The 16,524-nt window shown below is 68.8% G+C and carries 12 protein-coding genes and 2 tRNA genes; 8 read left to right on the forward strand and 6 right to left on the reverse strand.

The features are described 5' to 3' along the window. Positions 1 to 276 precede the first annotated feature (276 nt). The 3 genes from ACIA5D_RS35440 to ACIA5D_RS35450 form a co-directional block, all read right to left on the reverse strand. Complete coding sequence (locus ACIA5D_RS35440; RefSeq protein ID WP_396034954.1) at positions 277 to 846, reverse strand: class I SAM-dependent methyltransferase; 570 nt, start codon at positions 844 to 846, stop codon at positions 277 to 279. A gap of 40 nt (positions 847 to 886) precedes the next feature. Continuing rightward, positions 887 to 1,009, reverse strand: a complete 123-nt coding sequence (locus ACIA5D_RS35445) for a hypothetical protein (protein ID WP_396034777.1) — start codon at positions 1,007 to 1,009, stop codon at positions 887 to 889. 163 nt (positions 1,010 to 1,172) lie between these two features. After that, complete coding sequence (locus ACIA5D_RS35450; protein WP_396034778.1) at positions 1,173 to 1,463, reverse strand: hypothetical protein; 291 nt, start codon at positions 1,461 to 1,463, stop codon at positions 1,173 to 1,175. A 182-nt stretch (positions 1,464 to 1,645) separates the two neighbouring features. On the opposite strand from ACIA5D_RS35450, the gene ACIA5D_RS35455 reads away from it, so the two are divergent. The 8 genes from ACIA5D_RS35455 (at position 1,646) to ACIA5D_RS35490 (ending at position 8,102) form a co-directional block, all read left to right on the forward strand. Beyond that, a tRNA-Asn gene (locus tag ACIA5D_RS35455) sits at positions 1,646 to 1,718 on the forward strand. Between the two features lie 96 nt (positions 1,719 to 1,814). Beyond that, positions 1,815 to 2,018 (forward strand): CGNR zinc finger domain-containing protein, encoded by a 204-nt coding sequence (locus tag ACIA5D_RS35460; protein WP_396034779.1) that lies wholly within the window; start codon positions 1,815 to 1,817, stop codon positions 2,016 to 2,018. A gap of 83 nt (positions 2,019 to 2,101) precedes the next feature. Beyond that, a complete protein-coding gene (locus ACIA5D_RS35465) occupies positions 2,102 to 2,686 on the forward strand; it encodes a hypothetical protein (RefSeq protein WP_396034780.1) in 585 nt (194 codons plus the stop codon). Positions 2,687 to 2,809: 123 nt separating this feature from the next. Continuing rightward, a complete protein-coding gene (locus tag ACIA5D_RS35470) occupies positions 2,810 to 4,468 on the forward strand; it encodes an MOSC domain-containing protein (protein WP_396034781.1) in 1,659 nt (552 codons plus the stop codon). A 232-nt stretch (positions 4,469 to 4,700) separates the two neighbouring features. Beyond that, positions 4,701 to 5,963, forward strand: coding sequence for an NAD(P)/FAD-dependent oxidoreductase (locus tag ACIA5D_RS35475; RefSeq protein WP_396034782.1), 1,263 nt, complete (start codon positions 4,701 to 4,703; stop codon positions 5,961 to 5,963). Positions 5,964 to 6,010: 47 nt separating this feature from the next. Beyond that, a tRNA-Ile gene (locus tag ACIA5D_RS35480) sits at positions 6,011 to 6,087 on the forward strand. Positions 6,088 to 6,218: 131 nt separating this feature from the next. Beyond that, the gene (locus ACIA5D_RS35485) at positions 6,219 to 7,019 is read left to right on the forward strand and encodes a tyrosine-type recombinase/integrase (protein WP_396034783.1); all 801 of its coding nucleotides are present in this window, start codon (positions 6,219 to 6,221) and stop codon (positions 7,017 to 7,019) included. Between the two features lie 228 nt (positions 7,020 to 7,247). Beyond that, positions 7,248 to 8,102: a hypothetical protein gene (locus ACIA5D_RS35490; RefSeq protein ID WP_396034784.1), complete on the forward strand. Its 855-nt coding sequence runs from the start codon at positions 7,248 to 7,250 to the stop codon at positions 8,100 to 8,102. Positions 8,103 to 8,363: 261 nt separating this feature from the next. Here the strand turns inward: ACIA5D_RS35490 and ACIA5D_RS35495 are convergent, their stop codons facing one another. The 3 genes from ACIA5D_RS35495 to ACIA5D_RS35505 form a co-directional block, all read right to left on the reverse strand. After that, a complete protein-coding gene (locus ACIA5D_RS35495; protein ID WP_396034785.1) occupies positions 8,364 to 9,119 on the reverse strand; it encodes a hypothetical protein in 756 nt (251 codons plus the stop codon). Positions 9,120 to 9,753: 634 nt separating this feature from the next. Further along, the gene (locus tag ACIA5D_RS35500; protein WP_396034955.1) at positions 9,754 to 10,119 is read right to left on the reverse strand and encodes a PIN domain-containing protein; all 366 of its coding nucleotides are present in this window, start codon (positions 10,117 to 10,119) and stop codon (positions 9,754 to 9,756) included. A gap of 202 nt (positions 10,120 to 10,321) precedes the next feature. After that, positions 10,322 to 16,510 (reverse strand): S8 family serine peptidase, encoded by a 6,189-nt coding sequence (locus ACIA5D_RS35505; RefSeq protein ID WP_396034786.1) that lies wholly within the window; start codon positions 16,508 to 16,510, stop codon positions 10,322 to 10,324. Between the last annotated feature and the right edge of the window lie 14 nt (positions 16,511 to 16,524).

A 16,524-nucleotide genomic window follows, 5' to 3' on the forward strand; every position in this document is an offset into this window, starting at 1 on the left:
GAACAACGGCCACCTGAACCTCCCGAGAAGATTCGCCTCTCCTCACAGTGATCAGGTGGCCGTTCCATGCCAGTCCCTCCACAGAGCGACTGAACACAGCCCAGACGTTAAACGCGAAGCTAAGAGCCGGCCGGCCAAGGCACCCCGACCGGACGCCACAGCCGAGCCCGACCAGCCAGCCGCCGGCCGCGGCAACCGCAACCGGCCACCCCCACCGTGAGCGACGAGGCAGCACCACGGGGTGGGGACAAGCGAGACCCCAACCCCAGAACGTCGCTAGCCGGCCTCGCGCACGAGGAGCGCCACCAGGAAGTCGGACTCCGGGGTGAACGGGCGCAGGTCCCAGCTGCCGAGCAGGAGGTCCGGCTTCAGGCCGGCGGTCGCCGTGTCGGCGAGGAACGCGTCGAACGCGTACCCACGCTCGGCCCCGAAGCCGACCGCGAGCCGCCCCTCGGCGCTCAGGCGGGCGCCCAGCCGGCGCAGGATCTCGACCCGCGTCGACGGCGCCACGAAGGTGATCACGTTGCCCGCGCAGACCGCCACGTCGAAGTGGCCCGGCAGGTCGAGCTTCGCCAGGTCACCGACATGCCACTCGCCCTTGGGATGCTCGTCCCGGGCCACCGCGATCAGCTCGGGATCGAGGTCGAGCCCGACCACCTCGTGGCCCGCCTCGAGCAGAAACCCGCCGACCCGCCCGGTGCCGCACCCGGCGTCGAGGATCCGCGAGCCGCGCCCCACCATGGCGTCGATCATCCGAGCCTCGCCGCCGAGATCCATGCCGCCGGCCGCGAGATCCCGGAACCGCTGGATGTAGCGCTGTGAGTGCCCGGGATCTGCCGAGACCATCCGCAGCCACTTGTTCTCGTCGGTCACCCTTGAACCCTAGCTAGGCAATGTGCTGGACCGTGAAGCCGAGCCGCTCCAGCACCCGTACGGCGCCGGTCTTGCCGCCTTCGAAGTCCCCGGAGGCGAGCCGTCGCCCGGTGGCGAACTCGTGGGCGACGCCCAACAGGGCCTTCGGCGGATAGCTGCGCTCTTCCAGATCAGCTCGTAGGTGGTCGTCGGCGCGAACCCGTGGCGGACGAAGAAGCCGGCGGGGCCGGGGTTCGGCACGGGGATGCGCAAACGGCCACCCCCGTGTCCGGGGGCGGCCGTCGCGGTCGAGCGAGAAATCAGGCGGTGCCGGGGGTCTTGCTGTTCGAACCGGCCAGCGATTCGGCCGGAGTCGTGTCCGAGGTCGCCTGGAGCTTCTCGCCCAGCTTGGAGGACTGGAGCTTGTCCTTGCCCTCCGAGTAGAGCTTGTTGGCCTGCGCCTGGGCCACGCCGGCCGCTTCCTGGACCGTGGGACTCTCCCAAACTTTCTTGGCGTTGTCCCGGATCTCCTCGTACTTCTCCCGGCCGGCCCGGCTGCCCAGGACGAAGCCCGCCGCGAGGCCGGCGATGAACATCAGCTTTCCGCGCATGATGGCGGCTCCTTCCGTACGTGACGCGCATGCGTCCTCAAGGCTCTTACCCATCCTGCCCGGCACGTACTCCCGCACCAGGTGTTTCACCCGGGTGCGGCGCGCCGGGCAACCCCTTCGCGCAGATGGCCGGGGGTCATGTACTCTGTTCCCCGGCACCGAGCAAGGCAGGTGCCAAGCGATCCCCCATAGCTCAATTGGCAGAGCAGCCGGCTGTTAACCGGCAGGTTTTTGGTTCGAGTCCAAATGGGGGAGCAATCCTTCAGGGGTCCCGTCGGGCCCCTTTTCTGTTTCCGCCGCATCGTCCCATGGGCCCCACACGGGCGGCAACCTGCTGTGTCCTGCGGCCTAATGGGTCGGCTCGCCGCCGTCGCCGGAGAGGCGATCGCGCTGCTGGCCGACCCCGAGCGGCTCGAGCTGCTGCGCCGCTGCGCCAACCCGGCCTGCTCGATGGTCTTTCTCGCCGAGAACAAGCGCCGCCGCTGGTGCGCCCCGAACGTCTGCGGCAACCGGGTGCGGGTCGCCCGGCACCACGAACGGCATCGGAAGGTCTGACATGCTCCTGGACCGCGTCGCCGAGCGCGCCGAGCTCGATCGGCCTCCTCGCCGACATCGCGACGGGCGAGAGCCGGGCGCTGGTGCTGCGCGGCGAGGCCGGCATCGGCAAGGCCGTCCTGCTGGAGCACCTGCGCGGCCGGGCCACCGGCTGCCACGTCGTCCGCGCGGTCGGGATCGAGGCCGAGCGGGAGCTGGCCTTCGCGGCGCTGCACCAGATCTGCGCTCCGATGCTCAACCGGCTCGCCCATCTGCCCGCGGCGCAGGCCGAGGCGCTGCGCACCGCGTTCGGCATCAGCGCGGGCAGCCCGCCCGACCCCTTCATGGTCGGCCTCGGGCTGCTGGGGCTGCTCGCGGACGTCGCCTCCGCCGTGCTCTTCGCCCCTGACCAGCACGTTCACGACCGGCCAGGTGCTGGGCGTGGACGGCGGCGAGACGCTGGTCTGATGGATCTCCGCCTCGAAGTTCGGCGTCGGGTTCGGCCAGACCCGCTACCTTGTCGTCGACGACATCTCGCTGGCCCGGCAGCAGCTGGTCGACGGTGGCGTCGAGGTCTCGCCGATCCGGCACAAGGCGTCGGCCGACTGGCCGGGCGACTTCGTGCCGGGCATCCACCCGGAGCGCCGCGGCTACGCGAGCTTCGCCGATTTCCAGGACCCGGACGGTAACCAGTGGACGCTGCAGGAGAGGGGCTTCCAGCAGCGCGGATGAGGTGCGCAATGACGAATCCGTTCCTGACCGGCGTGACGCTGCGCGTCGACGGCGGCGAGCCGCTCACGTAGGGAGTTCGGATGGCAACGCTGGTCTCGGTGAACGTGGGCATGCCGCGGGACGTCGGATGGCACGGGAAGACCGTGCACACCGGCATCTACAAATCGCCGGTCGACGGTCCGGTGATGGCGCGACGGCTCAATCTCGACGGGGATGGGCAAGGCGATCTCGGCGGGCACGGCGGGGAGCAGCGCGCGGTGCTCGCCTACCAGCTCGAGTCGATCGAGTATTGGCGCCGGGAACTGGGGCGCGACGATATCGGCCACGGGCACTTCGGCGAGAACTTCACGGTTTCCGGGCTGCCGGACGACGAGGTCTGCATCGGGGATCGGTATCGGATCGGCGAGGCCGAGTTCGAGGTCACTCAGCCCCGGGTGACCTGCTATCGGGTCGGGATGCGGCTCGGGGTGCCGAGCATGCCGTCGCTGCTCGTGGCCCATCACCGGCCGGGCTTCTACCTGCGGGTGATCGCCGAGGGAATGGTCCGGGCGGGCGATTCCATCGAGCGGACCCGGCGCGGGCCGCATGCGCTGAGCGTGGCCGAGACCGACGCGCTGTTGTATCTGCCCGATCGCTCCTTTCCGCGGCTGCGGGACGCCATCGACATTCCGGCGCTCAGCCCGGGGTGGCAGCAGTCGTTCCGGGAACTGCTCGACGGCGGCGGCGCGCCCGCGGTCGGCGTCGAGCCGGGATGGGCGGGCTTTCGCCCGCTGCGGGTGGTCGCGCTGACGCCGGAGAGTTCCGCCATTCTTTCCGTACGCCTCGAGTCCGCCGACGGATCCCGGCTACCCGTTCCCCGGCCGGGGCAGTACGTGACCGTTCGCGTGGACGGGGCGGTTCGCAGCTACTCGCTGTCGTCGGGGGCGGATGACGGGACGTACCGGATCAGCGTCAAGCGGGACGGGAAGGTCAGCACCTATCTGCACACGTCGTTACAGGTCGGCGCGGTGATCGAGGCGGCGGCGCCCCGGGGGGAGTTCGTGTTGATCGAGGGCTCCTCGCCGGTGCTGCTGATCTCGGCCGGGGTGGGGGTCACGCCCGTGCTGGCGATGCTGCATCAGCTGGCGGCGTCGGGGAGCTCGCGGGAGGTGTGGTGGCTGCAAACCGCCCATGACGCGGCTACGCAGGCCTTCGCGGACGAGGCGCGTCAGTTGCTGAGGGCGCTGCCGCATGGCCGGGAGCACGTCTTCTTCGGGCGGGCGCAGACCGTCGCGGGAATCGGTGCGCTCGGGCTGCCGGTCTCGGCGGACGCCTACATCTGCGGGCCGCAGGGTTTCATGGACGACATGCGGGCGGCGCTGACCGGGGCCGGGCTGGATCCGGGGCGGCTGCACACCGAGCTGTTCGGGGCGCGGTCGGCGATCAATCCGGGGCTGACGGCGCCGGCCGCCGTGGTGGCGCCGCACCAGCCGGTCGGGGCGGCCGGGACCGGGCCTCGGGTGACCTTTGCTCGCAGCGGGCTGACGGTGCCGTCGGGGGATGGCTCGCTGCTCGAGCTGGCCGAGGCCTGTGATGTGCCGACCCGGTGGTCCTGCCGGACCGGGGTTTGCCACACCTGCGTGACACCGGTGTTGAGCGGGGACGTGTCCTACGAGCCGGAGCCGCTCGAACGGCCGGCCGCAGGGGAGGCGTTGCTGTGCTGCGCGCGGCCAGTCGACGATCTCGTGCTTGATATTTGATATTCGTCGTGCTCGGCCCGGCTTGACGGGCTTTCGCGTTCGGTTGTTTCTGGGTGCGGCCCCGAGGCGGCGCCCCCGCAGTTTGCGCGGCGGGGGCGGGCCGGGTTGCGGTTGGGGGCGGGGTCGTCGCGTACGTGACGGGGGTTGTCTCAAGCGTGACCGATTCGCCTGCCTCGGCCAACACTCGCCGTTAGGCTGGGGCTTGCCCTTTTCGTCCCCTTGTGAGGTGCCCGTGTCGCAGCCCGTGGAGGTGGATGTCGTCATCGTCGGCGGCGGACTCGCCGGCCTCGCCGCCGCCCGCCGGTTGGACCGCGCCGGGATCGAGTGGCTGCTGATCGAGGCCTCCGACCGCATCGGCGGACGCGTGACGACGGATGTCATCGACGGATGGCGGCTGGACCGGGGCTTCCAGGTGCTCAACACCGCCTACCCGCGCATCCCCGCCCTGATCGACATCGGTGCCCTGGACATGCGCTACTTCACTTCCGGTGTCCTGGTCCGCCGCGGCGGCGACCTCCACCGCCTGGAGAATCCCCTGCGTGGCCCGCTCGCGACACCCCAGACGCTGACCTCCGGGGTGGGCACGCTGAGTGACCGCCTGAAGTTCGCCGCGCTCGCCACCCGCTGCGCCTCCATGCCCGCCGCCCGCCTGCTCGAGGCCCGCGAGACGACCACGCAGGAGATGCTGCGCAAGGCCGGCCTGTCCCACCGCATGATCGAAGAGGTGCTGCGGCCGTTCCTGTCCGGCGTCTTCGCCGACCGGTCGCTGGACACGTCGAGTCACGTGTTCGCGATGATGCTGCGCTCGTTCACCCGGGGCCGGATCGGGGTGCCGGCCGCCGGGATGGCCGCGCTGCCGGCCGCCGTGGCCGGACCACTCCCCTACCCACAGTTGCTGATCGGCGCTCGCACCCTGTCGCTGGGCTCCGGCCTGGTCGTCACCGAGGGTGGCGAAATCCGCTGCCGAGCCGTGGTCGTGGCCACCGACCCCGCGTCCGCGGCCGGACTGCTTCCGCAGCTGCCCCCGCCCGACATGCACGGGCTCACGACGTTCTATTTCGGCGCGGATCGGGCGCCGCTCGACGAGCCCACGTTGGTGCTGGACGGCGACCGGCGCGAGATCATCGCGAACACGGTGGTCGTCAGCAACGCCGCGCCCGAGTACGCACCCAGCGGGAAGTCGCTGATCGCCGCGTCGGTGGTGGGGGTGTCGGCGCCGTCGAGCGCCTCGGAGTCGGTGATCCGGGTGGAGCTGGCCAGAATGTACGGCGTCCCCACCGATTCCTGGGAGCTGCTCGAGGTGATCAGCATTCCCGCGGCACTCCCGTCGGCCCGGGTCCCGCAGGCCAACCTGCGCAAACCGGTAGACCTGGGAGACGGCCTGTTCGTCGCCGGAGATCACCGCGACAGCCCGTCCATCCAGGGGGCGCTCGCCGGGGGATGGCGGACGGCGGGGGCGGTGTTGTCTTGGCTGGGCGCGCGGGTGGCAGCGTAGATCGGTGGCTTGCGGGCTGATTGGCGGGTTAGGATCGCCGCCGGTAAGGGGCGGTAGCTCAGTGGGTTAGAGCAGTCGACTCATAATCGATCGGTCACGGGTTCGAGTCCCGTCCGCCCCACCAGCAAAAACCAGACAGCAGGTACCCGGGCGGACGGCCCGCGTGACACGAGTCGTGACACGAAACGGTGCTAGCGTCCGGTTTGTGGCGCGCGCAGCAGGCCTCGCCAGCGGCAACGGGGGACGGTCGACGCGTTGCCGAGCGGCGCGTTGCGCGTGCGGGTGTACGCGAGGATTGACCCCCTGACCGGCCGCCGGCACGACCTGACCGAGGTGATCCCTCCCGGCCCGAACGTTGCTCAGGAAGCGGAGAAGGCACGTACCCGGCTGCTCAGCCAGGTCGACGAACGGCGCAATCCGCGCACCCGAACGAAGGTCGATCACCTCTTGGATCGGTGGCTGGAGGTTCTCGACGTCGAGCCGTCAACCCGGCGCGGGTACGCGTTCATGGTCGAGAAGCACATACGGCCAATCCTCGGCGGAGTTCAGGTCTCGCGGGTCGACGCAGAACTGTTGGAGACGCTCTACGCGAAGCTGCGGAAGTGTCGGCTCCACTGCAACGGCCGGCGGTTCATCGAGCATCGAACCGCCCGCCCGCACGAGTGCGATACGCGCTGCAACAGGCACGTCTGCAAGGGGCTCTCGGCATCCAGCGTCCGACAGGTCCACTGGATCCTGAGCGGCGCTTTCGACAAGGCAGTGCGGTGGAAGTGGATCGCTGCCAATCCGGCCGAGCTGGCCGATAAGCCGGCCCTCCCCCATCCGGACCCCCGACCGCCGAGCGTTGCGGACGTTTCCCGGATCGTGACGGCAGCGTGGCGCGATCCGGATTGGGGGACCTTCGTCTGGAGCGCCATGACGCTTGGCGCCCGCCGTGGCGAGCTATGTGCGCTGCAGTGGAAGAACGTGGACCTGGACAAGAAGGTCGTGACCCTCCGCCAGGGAGTTGCGGTCGGGGCTGTGTTCGCTTGCCCGCTTCACGGAGAACTTGGCTAGTGACCTACCTGCGCGCTGAGGTGGTCGGGACCGACCCGCCGCCCCGCATGTCCACGGCCCGCCGGGCTGGGGCCAGTCCGAGCACTGGGTATCGGCATGGCACTCGTCATCCGGCACTCGTCATTTGGTCATCGTCACGTGGCACTCGTCATACACCCGCTCTAGAGGCAAAGTCCGCCTGGACCATCTAGTCGGTCTAGGTTGGAGCCGTATGGCATCTTGGTCGACATGCAAACGACAGTTGCGCCGGCACGATCCGGCAAGAAGAAGAGCCCGACATTCCCCCTCCTCAGAAAGCCCGACACCCCGACCCCACGCGAGACGCGCGCCGCGCTGTTCGGTCGGGCCAAGCGGCCCGCGGTTCCACTAAGAAAGATCTTCGTGCAGAAGCGCATGGAGGAGCCAGACCGCACCAGCGTGCTGGCCCCGTTCGTCACTGCCGGCGATCTCCGCGGCCTGCGCGCCTACCTGATGATCCTGGCTGCGAGCGCAAACACCGACGACAACGGCTGGCACACCAAGCTGGACAGCCTCGTATGGGCGCGGCTCTTCGGAACCACCGACCACGCCACAGACGCCGCCGCCCGAACCGCAGCCTGGCGCACCATGGAGCGGCTCGCGAAGAAGAAGCTAATCCACTGTGAGCGAGTCCCCGGCAGCCGGAAAGTCTCAGTTGTCCTCCTGCGCGAGGATGCATCGGGCGAGGACTACACCCGGCCAGGCATCAATGGCAACAACGACGCCTACTTGCAGATCCCGATCAAACTCTGGACGACCGGCACCGACGAGAAGCTCAACCTTCCTGGCATGGCCATGATGCTCTCGATCTGCGCCGAGCGGGACTGGCGGGCGTTCCCGGCCGAGCAGATGCCCAAGTGGTACGGCTGGTCGGCGGACACCACCGAGCGAGGGCTGAAGAATCTGACCGAGCTAAAGCTGATCAGGCGACGCGAGCGGTACCGCAAGACACCGCTGAGCCCCGTCGGATTCACCGCCCAATTCGAGTACCGACGCTCCGGAGCGCTCGTCCTCCCCGCACCGCGCACCCGTGTGAAGACGTCCGAAACGGATCGAGTGCAGTGAACAAGAAACCGGACCTGGACCGTGACCCAATGCTCAAGGTCACCCTCAGCATGCCGCGCTGGCTTGGGTGGATGCTCGCCGGAGCTGCAATCAGCAACCTAGATGACGCCGGCCGACTCGCGGAATTCCTTGGGCAGCTACTTGGACGTTGAGCGTGATGTTGCTGGCTGGTCGGCCCGGCGTATGCGCGCAGGGCCGACACCGGCCGCATCTGACATCCCCCAAGTAAATGAGCGCGGCGCAGCTGGTGGACGAACGACTTCACCGCTTGTGTATTAGACCTTCCCTAGCCCACTGAACGACGGCGATTGCCAGCTGGACTACCACTCGAGCTTCCTCCGCGCTCGGGACGCGATGGTTCGCTCCGACATGACGGTCGGGGTTCGGGTAGATCAGCCGGAGCATGCCGGCAAATGCCTCGACGGGGCTGAAGGGCGGCGTCCTTGGTGGCGCGCTTTGGTTGAACTGCAGGCCGACTTCATATTGGTCGCCCTGGCCGCCGAGTTGGCCTACGACGTGAGCGATCTGAGCTTGATCCTGCCTAGGGATGACCGGCAGGAGGATATGCTCGACCGCCTTGACGGCGTGATCCCAAGCATCCGACGGGTCTCCATTGCGCTCATAAGCCTTCGCCCAGGCGTGCTTCAGGTGCTCGGAGGACAGGTCGTCAGGCCCCGATGCCTCTCGGAACGCACTCATCGCGGTCGGCTCCGCCCGACTAACGAGACCGCCGGCGGTTGCGCTCCAAATCGATCGAGCGTATGCAAGGTGTCGCTCAACTTCCTCATGGGGTGGCGGCGGGCGGAAGGCCACTGTTCCGTCGTTGATCACTAGTATGGCGTTGTGTAAGACGTCCAGTAGCTCCTCGTCTCCTCTGTCGAGGTGATCGAGGATGTACCCAAGAGGTGTCACCCGGCCTCCGGGTTCCATCGGCAGATCGAGTGCCGTGGACAGGCCGCTGGCCCATCGGTCGCCGCGTGGCGACTGATCTAGGTACTGCGCCAGCCAGCGCTCCACAAACGATCGGAAGGCTGGCGTGACGTCGCCTCGTCTGTCGCTCGGCTGCGACCTTCCTGGCCGCGGCGGCAAAAGTCCTACCACACGCCTCTCCCTGGCTCCCGATTTCAGCAGACGGACAGCGTACGCGCCCTGCCTGATGATGCTCAGTCGGACGGCTGTTCACGTATCCGTGGAGCCAATCGTGGAGTGAACTGCCGACAATCAAGGACCGCGGGGACCGTGGAGCCACGGCAGGAACAAAGAAGACGCTTGTAGAGACCGAGGATCGCCACGAGGGAGCCCTCTTCTGTTCCGTGGGTCATAGCTTCGTAAACTGGATGGGCCGGCCGCAGGCGCGCCGGCACCGTGACACCGCTCGTGACGCGAACTGCCGTCTACCGGTGACAGGACAGCAGTTACGAGATGGTCCAGGCGTAACCACAGTTGCTGGTAGAGGCTTCGGACCACCGCGACCGGACGTCTCATAATCGATCGGTCACGGGTTCGAGTCCCGTCCGCCCCACAAACGGACCCCCTAGCGGAGAGCCAGATGGACCCCCGCGTCGGCCTGGATCAACACGGCCGACGTCGATCGCCGGTCATGCCTGCTGTCGGACGTCACTGAGCATGGCGGGACCGGACGCAGCTGTCTCTACGAGACGTCGAAGAGGCGCAGTCCGTCGTACTCGCCGAAGTCTGCGAAGTCCTTGCCGTTGAAGGTGGCGAGGGCGAGCCGGTCGACGAGACAGCACGCGGCGATCCATGAGTCGTTCATCGGCCGCGGCCGTCCGCGTTGTTGCGCTCTTGCCTGGAGGTGACCCCACGTGGTGGCCACGGCCTCGTCGAACGGCAGGACGACGAACTCTGTCCGCCATGGAGCGAGGTCGGCCAGCTTGCGGGGACCCCAACTGCGCAGGGCGGTCCACTTGGTCAGCTCTCCGAGCGTGACGAACGTGATGCACAGCGTCTTACCGGTCAATCGGGCCTGAAGCCGGTCATGGAGCCGATCTCTCAGGATCGTTTACGCGACATCGGTATCCAGGACCACGAGGCTCACTCGGTGCCGGCCCGCCGGGAGGCGTAGATGTCGGTGAGAACGTCGTCCAGTTCTTCGTCGGACTCGAACAGGTCCGGACGGGCCAGGTCATCGAGGGAGTTGACCGGACGGACCTCCCCGGCGACTTTGCCGGGGAGGCTCTGACCGTTGTTGGTGGATCAACTCAGAGGCGCGGATCCTCCTGGACCTTCAGGGCGTTGAGGATCGGGTCCGCCTCGCCCCGCTCACGGGTGAACACGATCGTCAGATCGCCACCGGTGTGTTCGACGATGACCGTGTTCGTGTCCGCGGTCAGCGCACCCACCTTCGCCTGCACGTCATGGTCGTAGAGTGCGATCTTGCCGTCGGTGAGCACGTCGAAGGCACGCTTGCCGGGTTTGACCTTCTCGATCTCCGCGAAGTCGAGGCCGATCCGGTACGTCCCCGCCGGGGCGTTCTTGAACACGTAGCTGAACGTCTCACCGGTCCGCTGGGTGCGGAACAGCGCGTCGTCCTCGGTGCCGGCGATGGCGGCCCTGGTGGTACTCACCTTGCCGCCGGCGTAGCCCCAGGGCCGCGAGCCGAGCGCCTGGTCGGGCGCCCAGTAGAAGCCGGCGGCATCGACGTACCCCGATCCACCGGCGTCGACGCCCTTCCAGTAGGCCGACGTCGCCAGGCGAACCGACTTGAGCTGGGTCTCGCCCTTGCCGGCGTTCGAGGCCACGAGCAAGTCCCCGACGAGCACGCCGGGCTTGATGCCGGCGTTGTCGGCCGTCACCGTGACCGTGGTGGACGCACCGGCCGCGAGTCTGACCGCGCCGGTCGCGGCCGCGCCGGAGAGGGTGAGCCACGGAAGGTCGCCGGCCTCGTGCCCGCCGTCGCTGGTGCGCTTCTGCTCGCTGATCCGTACCTCGAGCGGGGCGGAGCCGCTGTTGGTGACGATCGCCTTGGCCGTCGCCTTCTGGCCCTTGTCGAGGAGCCAGTCGAGGTCCCCTCCGGTGACGGTGGCGATGCCCGTGGTCAGCGCCGTGTCCATCACCTCGGCCTGATCCTTCTTGGCGATGTTCACCGAGCGGCCGGTGGTGACGTAGTTCGGCGCCTCGACTTGCACGGTGTTCTCGCCGACCAGCGCCTGGGCCTTCCATCGGCCCTTCACGTCGGTCGTGATGACCCGCTCACCCGCGGGCCCTTCGAGCGTGACGACCGCGCCCTCGATCGGCTTGCCGTCGTTGAAGTCGGTGACCGTGCCCTCGATCGTGCCCGCGGCCGGGAGGCTGTACTCCAGCCCCAGGCCGGCCTTCAGGACGGGCTGGTCGAAGGAGTACTGGCCCGCGGGGTTGCGGTTCAGGCTCTCCACACCGACCGTCGCCGACGACCCTTGGGTGAGGGGGTTGTCGCCGCCGACGCCGTCGCCGTAGCCGATCTGGATCCGTCCGTCGGCGATCAAGGTGACCGAGAAGCTGACGCGCGCCGTCTGGTCACTGTAGAAGGCGACGTTGCGCCATTCGACGATCTGCGCCGGCACCCCGTCCACCTCGGTCGTGCCGAAGTAGATGCCCGCCTCGTCGTCGACGATCAGGTCGTCCCAGAGCGGGTAGATCGCGTCGATCGGGTACGGGGACGGGAGCGCCGTGTTGTTCCCCGACGTGCTGGCACGGTCGAAGACCAGCGTGCCGTTCGTCGTCACGCACACGCCGTCCCAGGCGGTGTCGTAGAACGGCTGGAGGTAGTCGGCGTTGAAGAACAGCGGGCCACAGAGGTCGTCGCCGTGCCAGCCGGATTCCTGCGTGCCCCGGCGGTAGAGCCCGTCGGTCACCTTCATCGTGTACGAGCGACCGGCGGGGGCCACCGGCACGGGACCCGGGTCCGGCTGCTCGGGCTGCTCCTCCGGCGGCGCCTCGTCGGCGCGCGGGTCGAGCGTCACGCGCAGCGCGGCGATGCTCGGAGCCTTCAGGCCCTTCGAACCCCGCAGCTCCACGGTCAGCGGACCGCCCTCGTGCTGCACGACGGCCTTACGCCAGTCGGCGGCGTTCGGCCCCACGGCCGCGGCCGGGTCGTACGCATAGTCCGTCAGCGCTCCGTCCAGGAGGACGTCGAACACCCGCTTTCCCTTGCCCACCTTGTCGATCTCGGCGAACCCGAAGTCGATCGCATAGGTGCCCTTGGGCGCGTCCGGGAAGCGGTAGAACAACTGCTTGTCGGCCGTGGTGCGCTGCGACTGGAACAGGGCGTCGTCCGTCGTGCCGGCGATCGGGGCCTTCGTGAAGGCGACCTTCGTCCTGCTCTCGTAGCCCCACGACTTCTTGCCGGCGGCCTGGTCGGCCGACCAGGTGTAGCCGGAGACGTCGGTGAGCTTCGCGCCGCCGGCGTTGACGCCGACCTGGTACTTCGTGGTCGTGAGGGTCACCGGGACGTAGGTCTTGGACTGCCGTCCGGAGTCGGACCGCACCACGATGTTCGCGCCCTGGACTCCGGGCTCGGCGCCCTTCGAGGAGATCTTGACCTTGACGGTTGTCGACTGACCGGGGGCGAGGGTACCGCCGGTCGAGGAGAGCGACAGCCACGGCAGGTCGGTGAGCAGGTCGTCCTCGACGTCGACGAGCACGACGTCGTCGGCGAGTTGATCGGCCGCCCACAGCGCACCGGTGGCGTCGGTCTCGAGGCCACCGCCCTGGCCCGCCTTCTGGCCCGGGAACCACCACGCGTTCACCAGCGAGCAGTCGTCGGGGTCGACCTGCAACAGGCGGGTGGGCCGGTTCGAGGTGAGGTCGGTGTACCAGATCGTGTCCGACGCCTGGTTGTAGGCCAGGCCCATCACCTCGGGCAGCGGTGGGGCGCAGAAGGACAGGAGCGCGCCCGGGTTGTCGTGCGATGTGCCGGCGACGGTCCCGATCATGCCGTTCACGCGGCCGCCGACGTAAAAGACGTCCTGGGCCGGGTTGTAGGCGAGACCGGTCAGCTGCAGCGTGGACCAGTCACCCTTGATCTGCCTCGTCTCCTTACCGGTCTCCCGGTTGAAGCAGTGGATGTAGCTGGCCGGGCTGTCCTCCATCTGGCACATGTCACCGGTCTTGGTGTCCAGGGCCATGTCGAACGCCCGGTAGGCGGGGTTCCACGACGCGTCGAAGACCTTGCCGGTCTTCTTGCCCGTCACCGTGTAGGCGGTGTTGGTGCGCGCGTTGTAGTCGTGGACCCAGACGTCGCCGTCGTACCCGATGCCGGAGGGTTCCTTCTCCGCGATCGTGCCGGGGATGGAGATCCGGGTGATGACGTCGCCGCCGGAGGTCGCGCCGACCCTGGCCGCCGCCTGCGCTTCCGCGGCGCTCGAGGTGGCCGGCTTGCCGTCGACGTTCGACGGCTTCATGCCGCTCGCGCCGGCCTTCCACGCGGCGAGGTCGATCGTGCTGGCCGCCCCGGTGCCGGTGCGCGCGGTGGCGCCGGCGGCGTCGAGCTCGGGGTGCCGTGCGGCTTCGCCCAGGTTGTACGTGAGGGGGGCGGATCCGTTGTTGGTCAGCGTGAGCGAGCCCACGCCATTCTGGCCGGAGCCCAGCAGTGCGTCGAGTCCGTCGGTCTTCAGGCCGGCCGCGCCCGTGGTCAGACGTGCGTCGATCGTGGCCTTCGCGTAGAGCTGTTTCAGCGAGAAGGGGTACGTCGCGGTCGTGTAGTTCGGCGCCTCGACCGTCATGGTGTACTCGCCGACCGGAAGCTGGCGGTGCACGATGCCCGTCCCGTTGGTGGTGACGGTCTCGACGAGCCCGTCCTTGGTGCTGAAGGAGACCTTCGCGCCGGCGACCGGCAGCCCGTCGTTCCGGTCGGCGACGGTCGCGTCGAGGTACCCGAAGTCAGGCATGTCGTAGGTGACGATCATGCCGTCGTGCAGCACCGGGGCGTGGTCGGAGAACCGGATGCCATCGACGCCGGCCCAGCCCTGGATGCCCGTGACGGCGTGCGCGCCGGCGGTCACCGGGTCGTCGGTCCCGACGCCGTCGCCGTACCCGAAGATCATGGTGCCCGAGCGGGTGAGCGTGGCCGAGAAGTTGACCGGCTCCGTGTATTCCGACCGGGTCGGATAGGCCCAGAGCTTGGCGTTGCGGTACTCGACGACGAACGCGTCCTCGCCGTTGACCTTGGTGGCCGCCGTGAAGACACCGCCGCCGGGGGCGAACTCGACGGGGCTCTCGACGTAGAACGGGAAGATCCCCGCACCGCCGTAGCCGGGTCCGGTGCTGCCGTCCGGGGCGATGACGCCGCGCAGGCCGATGCCGAGGGTGTCGTGGCTGCCGTTGTAGAGCGCGATCGGGAACGGCAGTTTCACCGTGGCCCACACACCGCTGTCGAAGGTGACCGGTTCGGTGCCGCGCAGGTATTCGCCCTCGGCGACGGTGCAGCTGTAGCCGCCCTTGTCGACGACGAGCCCGACCGGGATCTCGGACGGCTCGTTCCGCGCGCCGACGGTCAGCGGGACTGTCGCGGGCGAGAAGCAGGCGTTGGGCTCGACGGCCAGGCTGTACGCGCCCTCGGGGACAGCGCTGATCGTGAACGTGCCGTCGGCACCCGTGCGGACCGGCTTCAGCGGCGTGTCCTTGATGGAGACGTCGGCGTTCGAGACGGGCCGCTTCTTGTCGTCGACGACCCGGCCGCTGATGTCGTGCTTCGTGGCGGCGGTGAGCGGCAGCGTGACCGAGGTGTCCTGGCCGAGGGTGATCGTGACGTCGGCGGTCGCGGTCAGGTAGCCGAAGACCTTGGTGCTGAGCCGGTAGTCGCCGACCGGGAGGTTCGTCGTGAACCGGCCGTCCTTGTCGGTTCCGATCGACCGGCTGAACGGCCCGCTGATCGTCACGTCCGCGGCGGGGACCGGGGCGCCGTCGGCGGTGACGACACCGGTGAGGGTGCCGCCCTTCCGGGGCGCGAGCTCCAGCAGCCGGACGAGGTCGAGCCGGCCCTGGCCGTACATGTTGTTGAAGTCGGCGGTGCCGCCGCACTCGGTGCCGTCGACGTCGACGGCCGACTCGCCGAGCAGGCGGCGGGTCTCGTCGACCTGCCCGATCAGGGTCGGGTCGTAGCTCCAGAGTGCCGCGACGGCGCCGGCGACGTGCGGTGCCGCCATCGACGTCCCGGACATCTCGACATAGCTGTCGTTCGGATAGGACGAACGGACGCCGTCACCCGGGGCGGAGATCTCGGGCTTGATCCGGCCGTCCTCGCCCTCGCCCTTGCGGGAGAACGACGCGAGCGTGCCGTCCGGCGAGAGGGCGCCGACGGAGTAGGCGCTCTGGGTGGCGCCGGGCGAGGAGACGGTGTCACAGGCCGCGTACGGCGAGGTGTTACCCGACGACCAGACGCTGAAGATGCCCGCGGCGGTCCACGCCTCGTCCACGGCCTGGAAGAAGTCGTCGAAGTCGTGTTCGACGTTCTGACCCCACGAGTTGTTGATGACGTGGGGGCGCTTGGACGGGTCGGGGTTGTTCCCCTGGAGGTCGGTCGGTGCGAGCAGCCACCAGCCGGAGCGCAGCAGCGACTCGACGCCGGTGCTGTCGCAGCAGCCGTTCGTGGCGATCCACTGCGCGTCCGGTGCGACGCCGACGTGGTTGGTGCCGTCGTCGCCGACCATGGTGCCCATCGTGTGCGTGCCGTGTCCGTTGTCGTCGCACGGCGCGCCCGTGCACGAGCCCCGGGTGGCCATCCAGTTGTAGTTGTGGTCGACGGTGCCGTCGGGCTTCGTGCCGCGGTACTGGTGCGTCAGGGCCGGGTGGTCGAACTGCACGCCCGAGTCGAGATTGGACACGGTGATGCCGGCGCCGGTGGCGCCCATGGCCCACGCCTGCGGGGCGTGGATGGCCTCCAGACCCCAGGTGACGGTGTCGTCCTCAGCCGCGGCCTTCGGCGCTTCGGGCCGGGCGGACCGGTCAGTGGGAATCTTCTCGTCCACGGGATCGACGAGCGCGACCTGCGGCGTCGCGTGGATCTCGGCGACCTGTACCCGCGACGCCACGTCGAGGGCGAGCTTCTCGGTGCCGCCCTTGACGAACACGGCGTTGGCGATCGGGTAGGGGGTGTACTTGACGCCGGCCCGGTCGAGCTCGGTCGAGACGGAGGCCAAGGAGTCCTTCGCCGCCGCGGTCAGCGCGTCGTAGACGAACCGACCACGAGCGGTCCAGTCGGCGATCTTTTTCGCCGGCCCGAGGTCGGCCCCGGTCTCGAAGGTGATCCAGAAGTCGGAGGACGGCTGCGTGCGGAAGCGGTCCTTCAGGGTCGGGGCGATCTTGCCGGCGGCCGGGGCGGGATCCGGCTCGGCCGCGGACGCCGGCAATTGTTGGAGGATGGTCAGGCCGACCGCTGCGGTCAGCGTTGCCGCGAGGGCTTTGAATCTCATGGGGGTCTCTTCCG

It is taken from the genome of Actinoplanes sp. NPDC051513, assembly GCF_044454685.1.
In the GTDB taxonomy this organism is placed as follows: domain Bacteria; phylum Actinomycetota; class Actinomycetes; order Mycobacteriales; family Micromonosporaceae; genus Actinoplanes.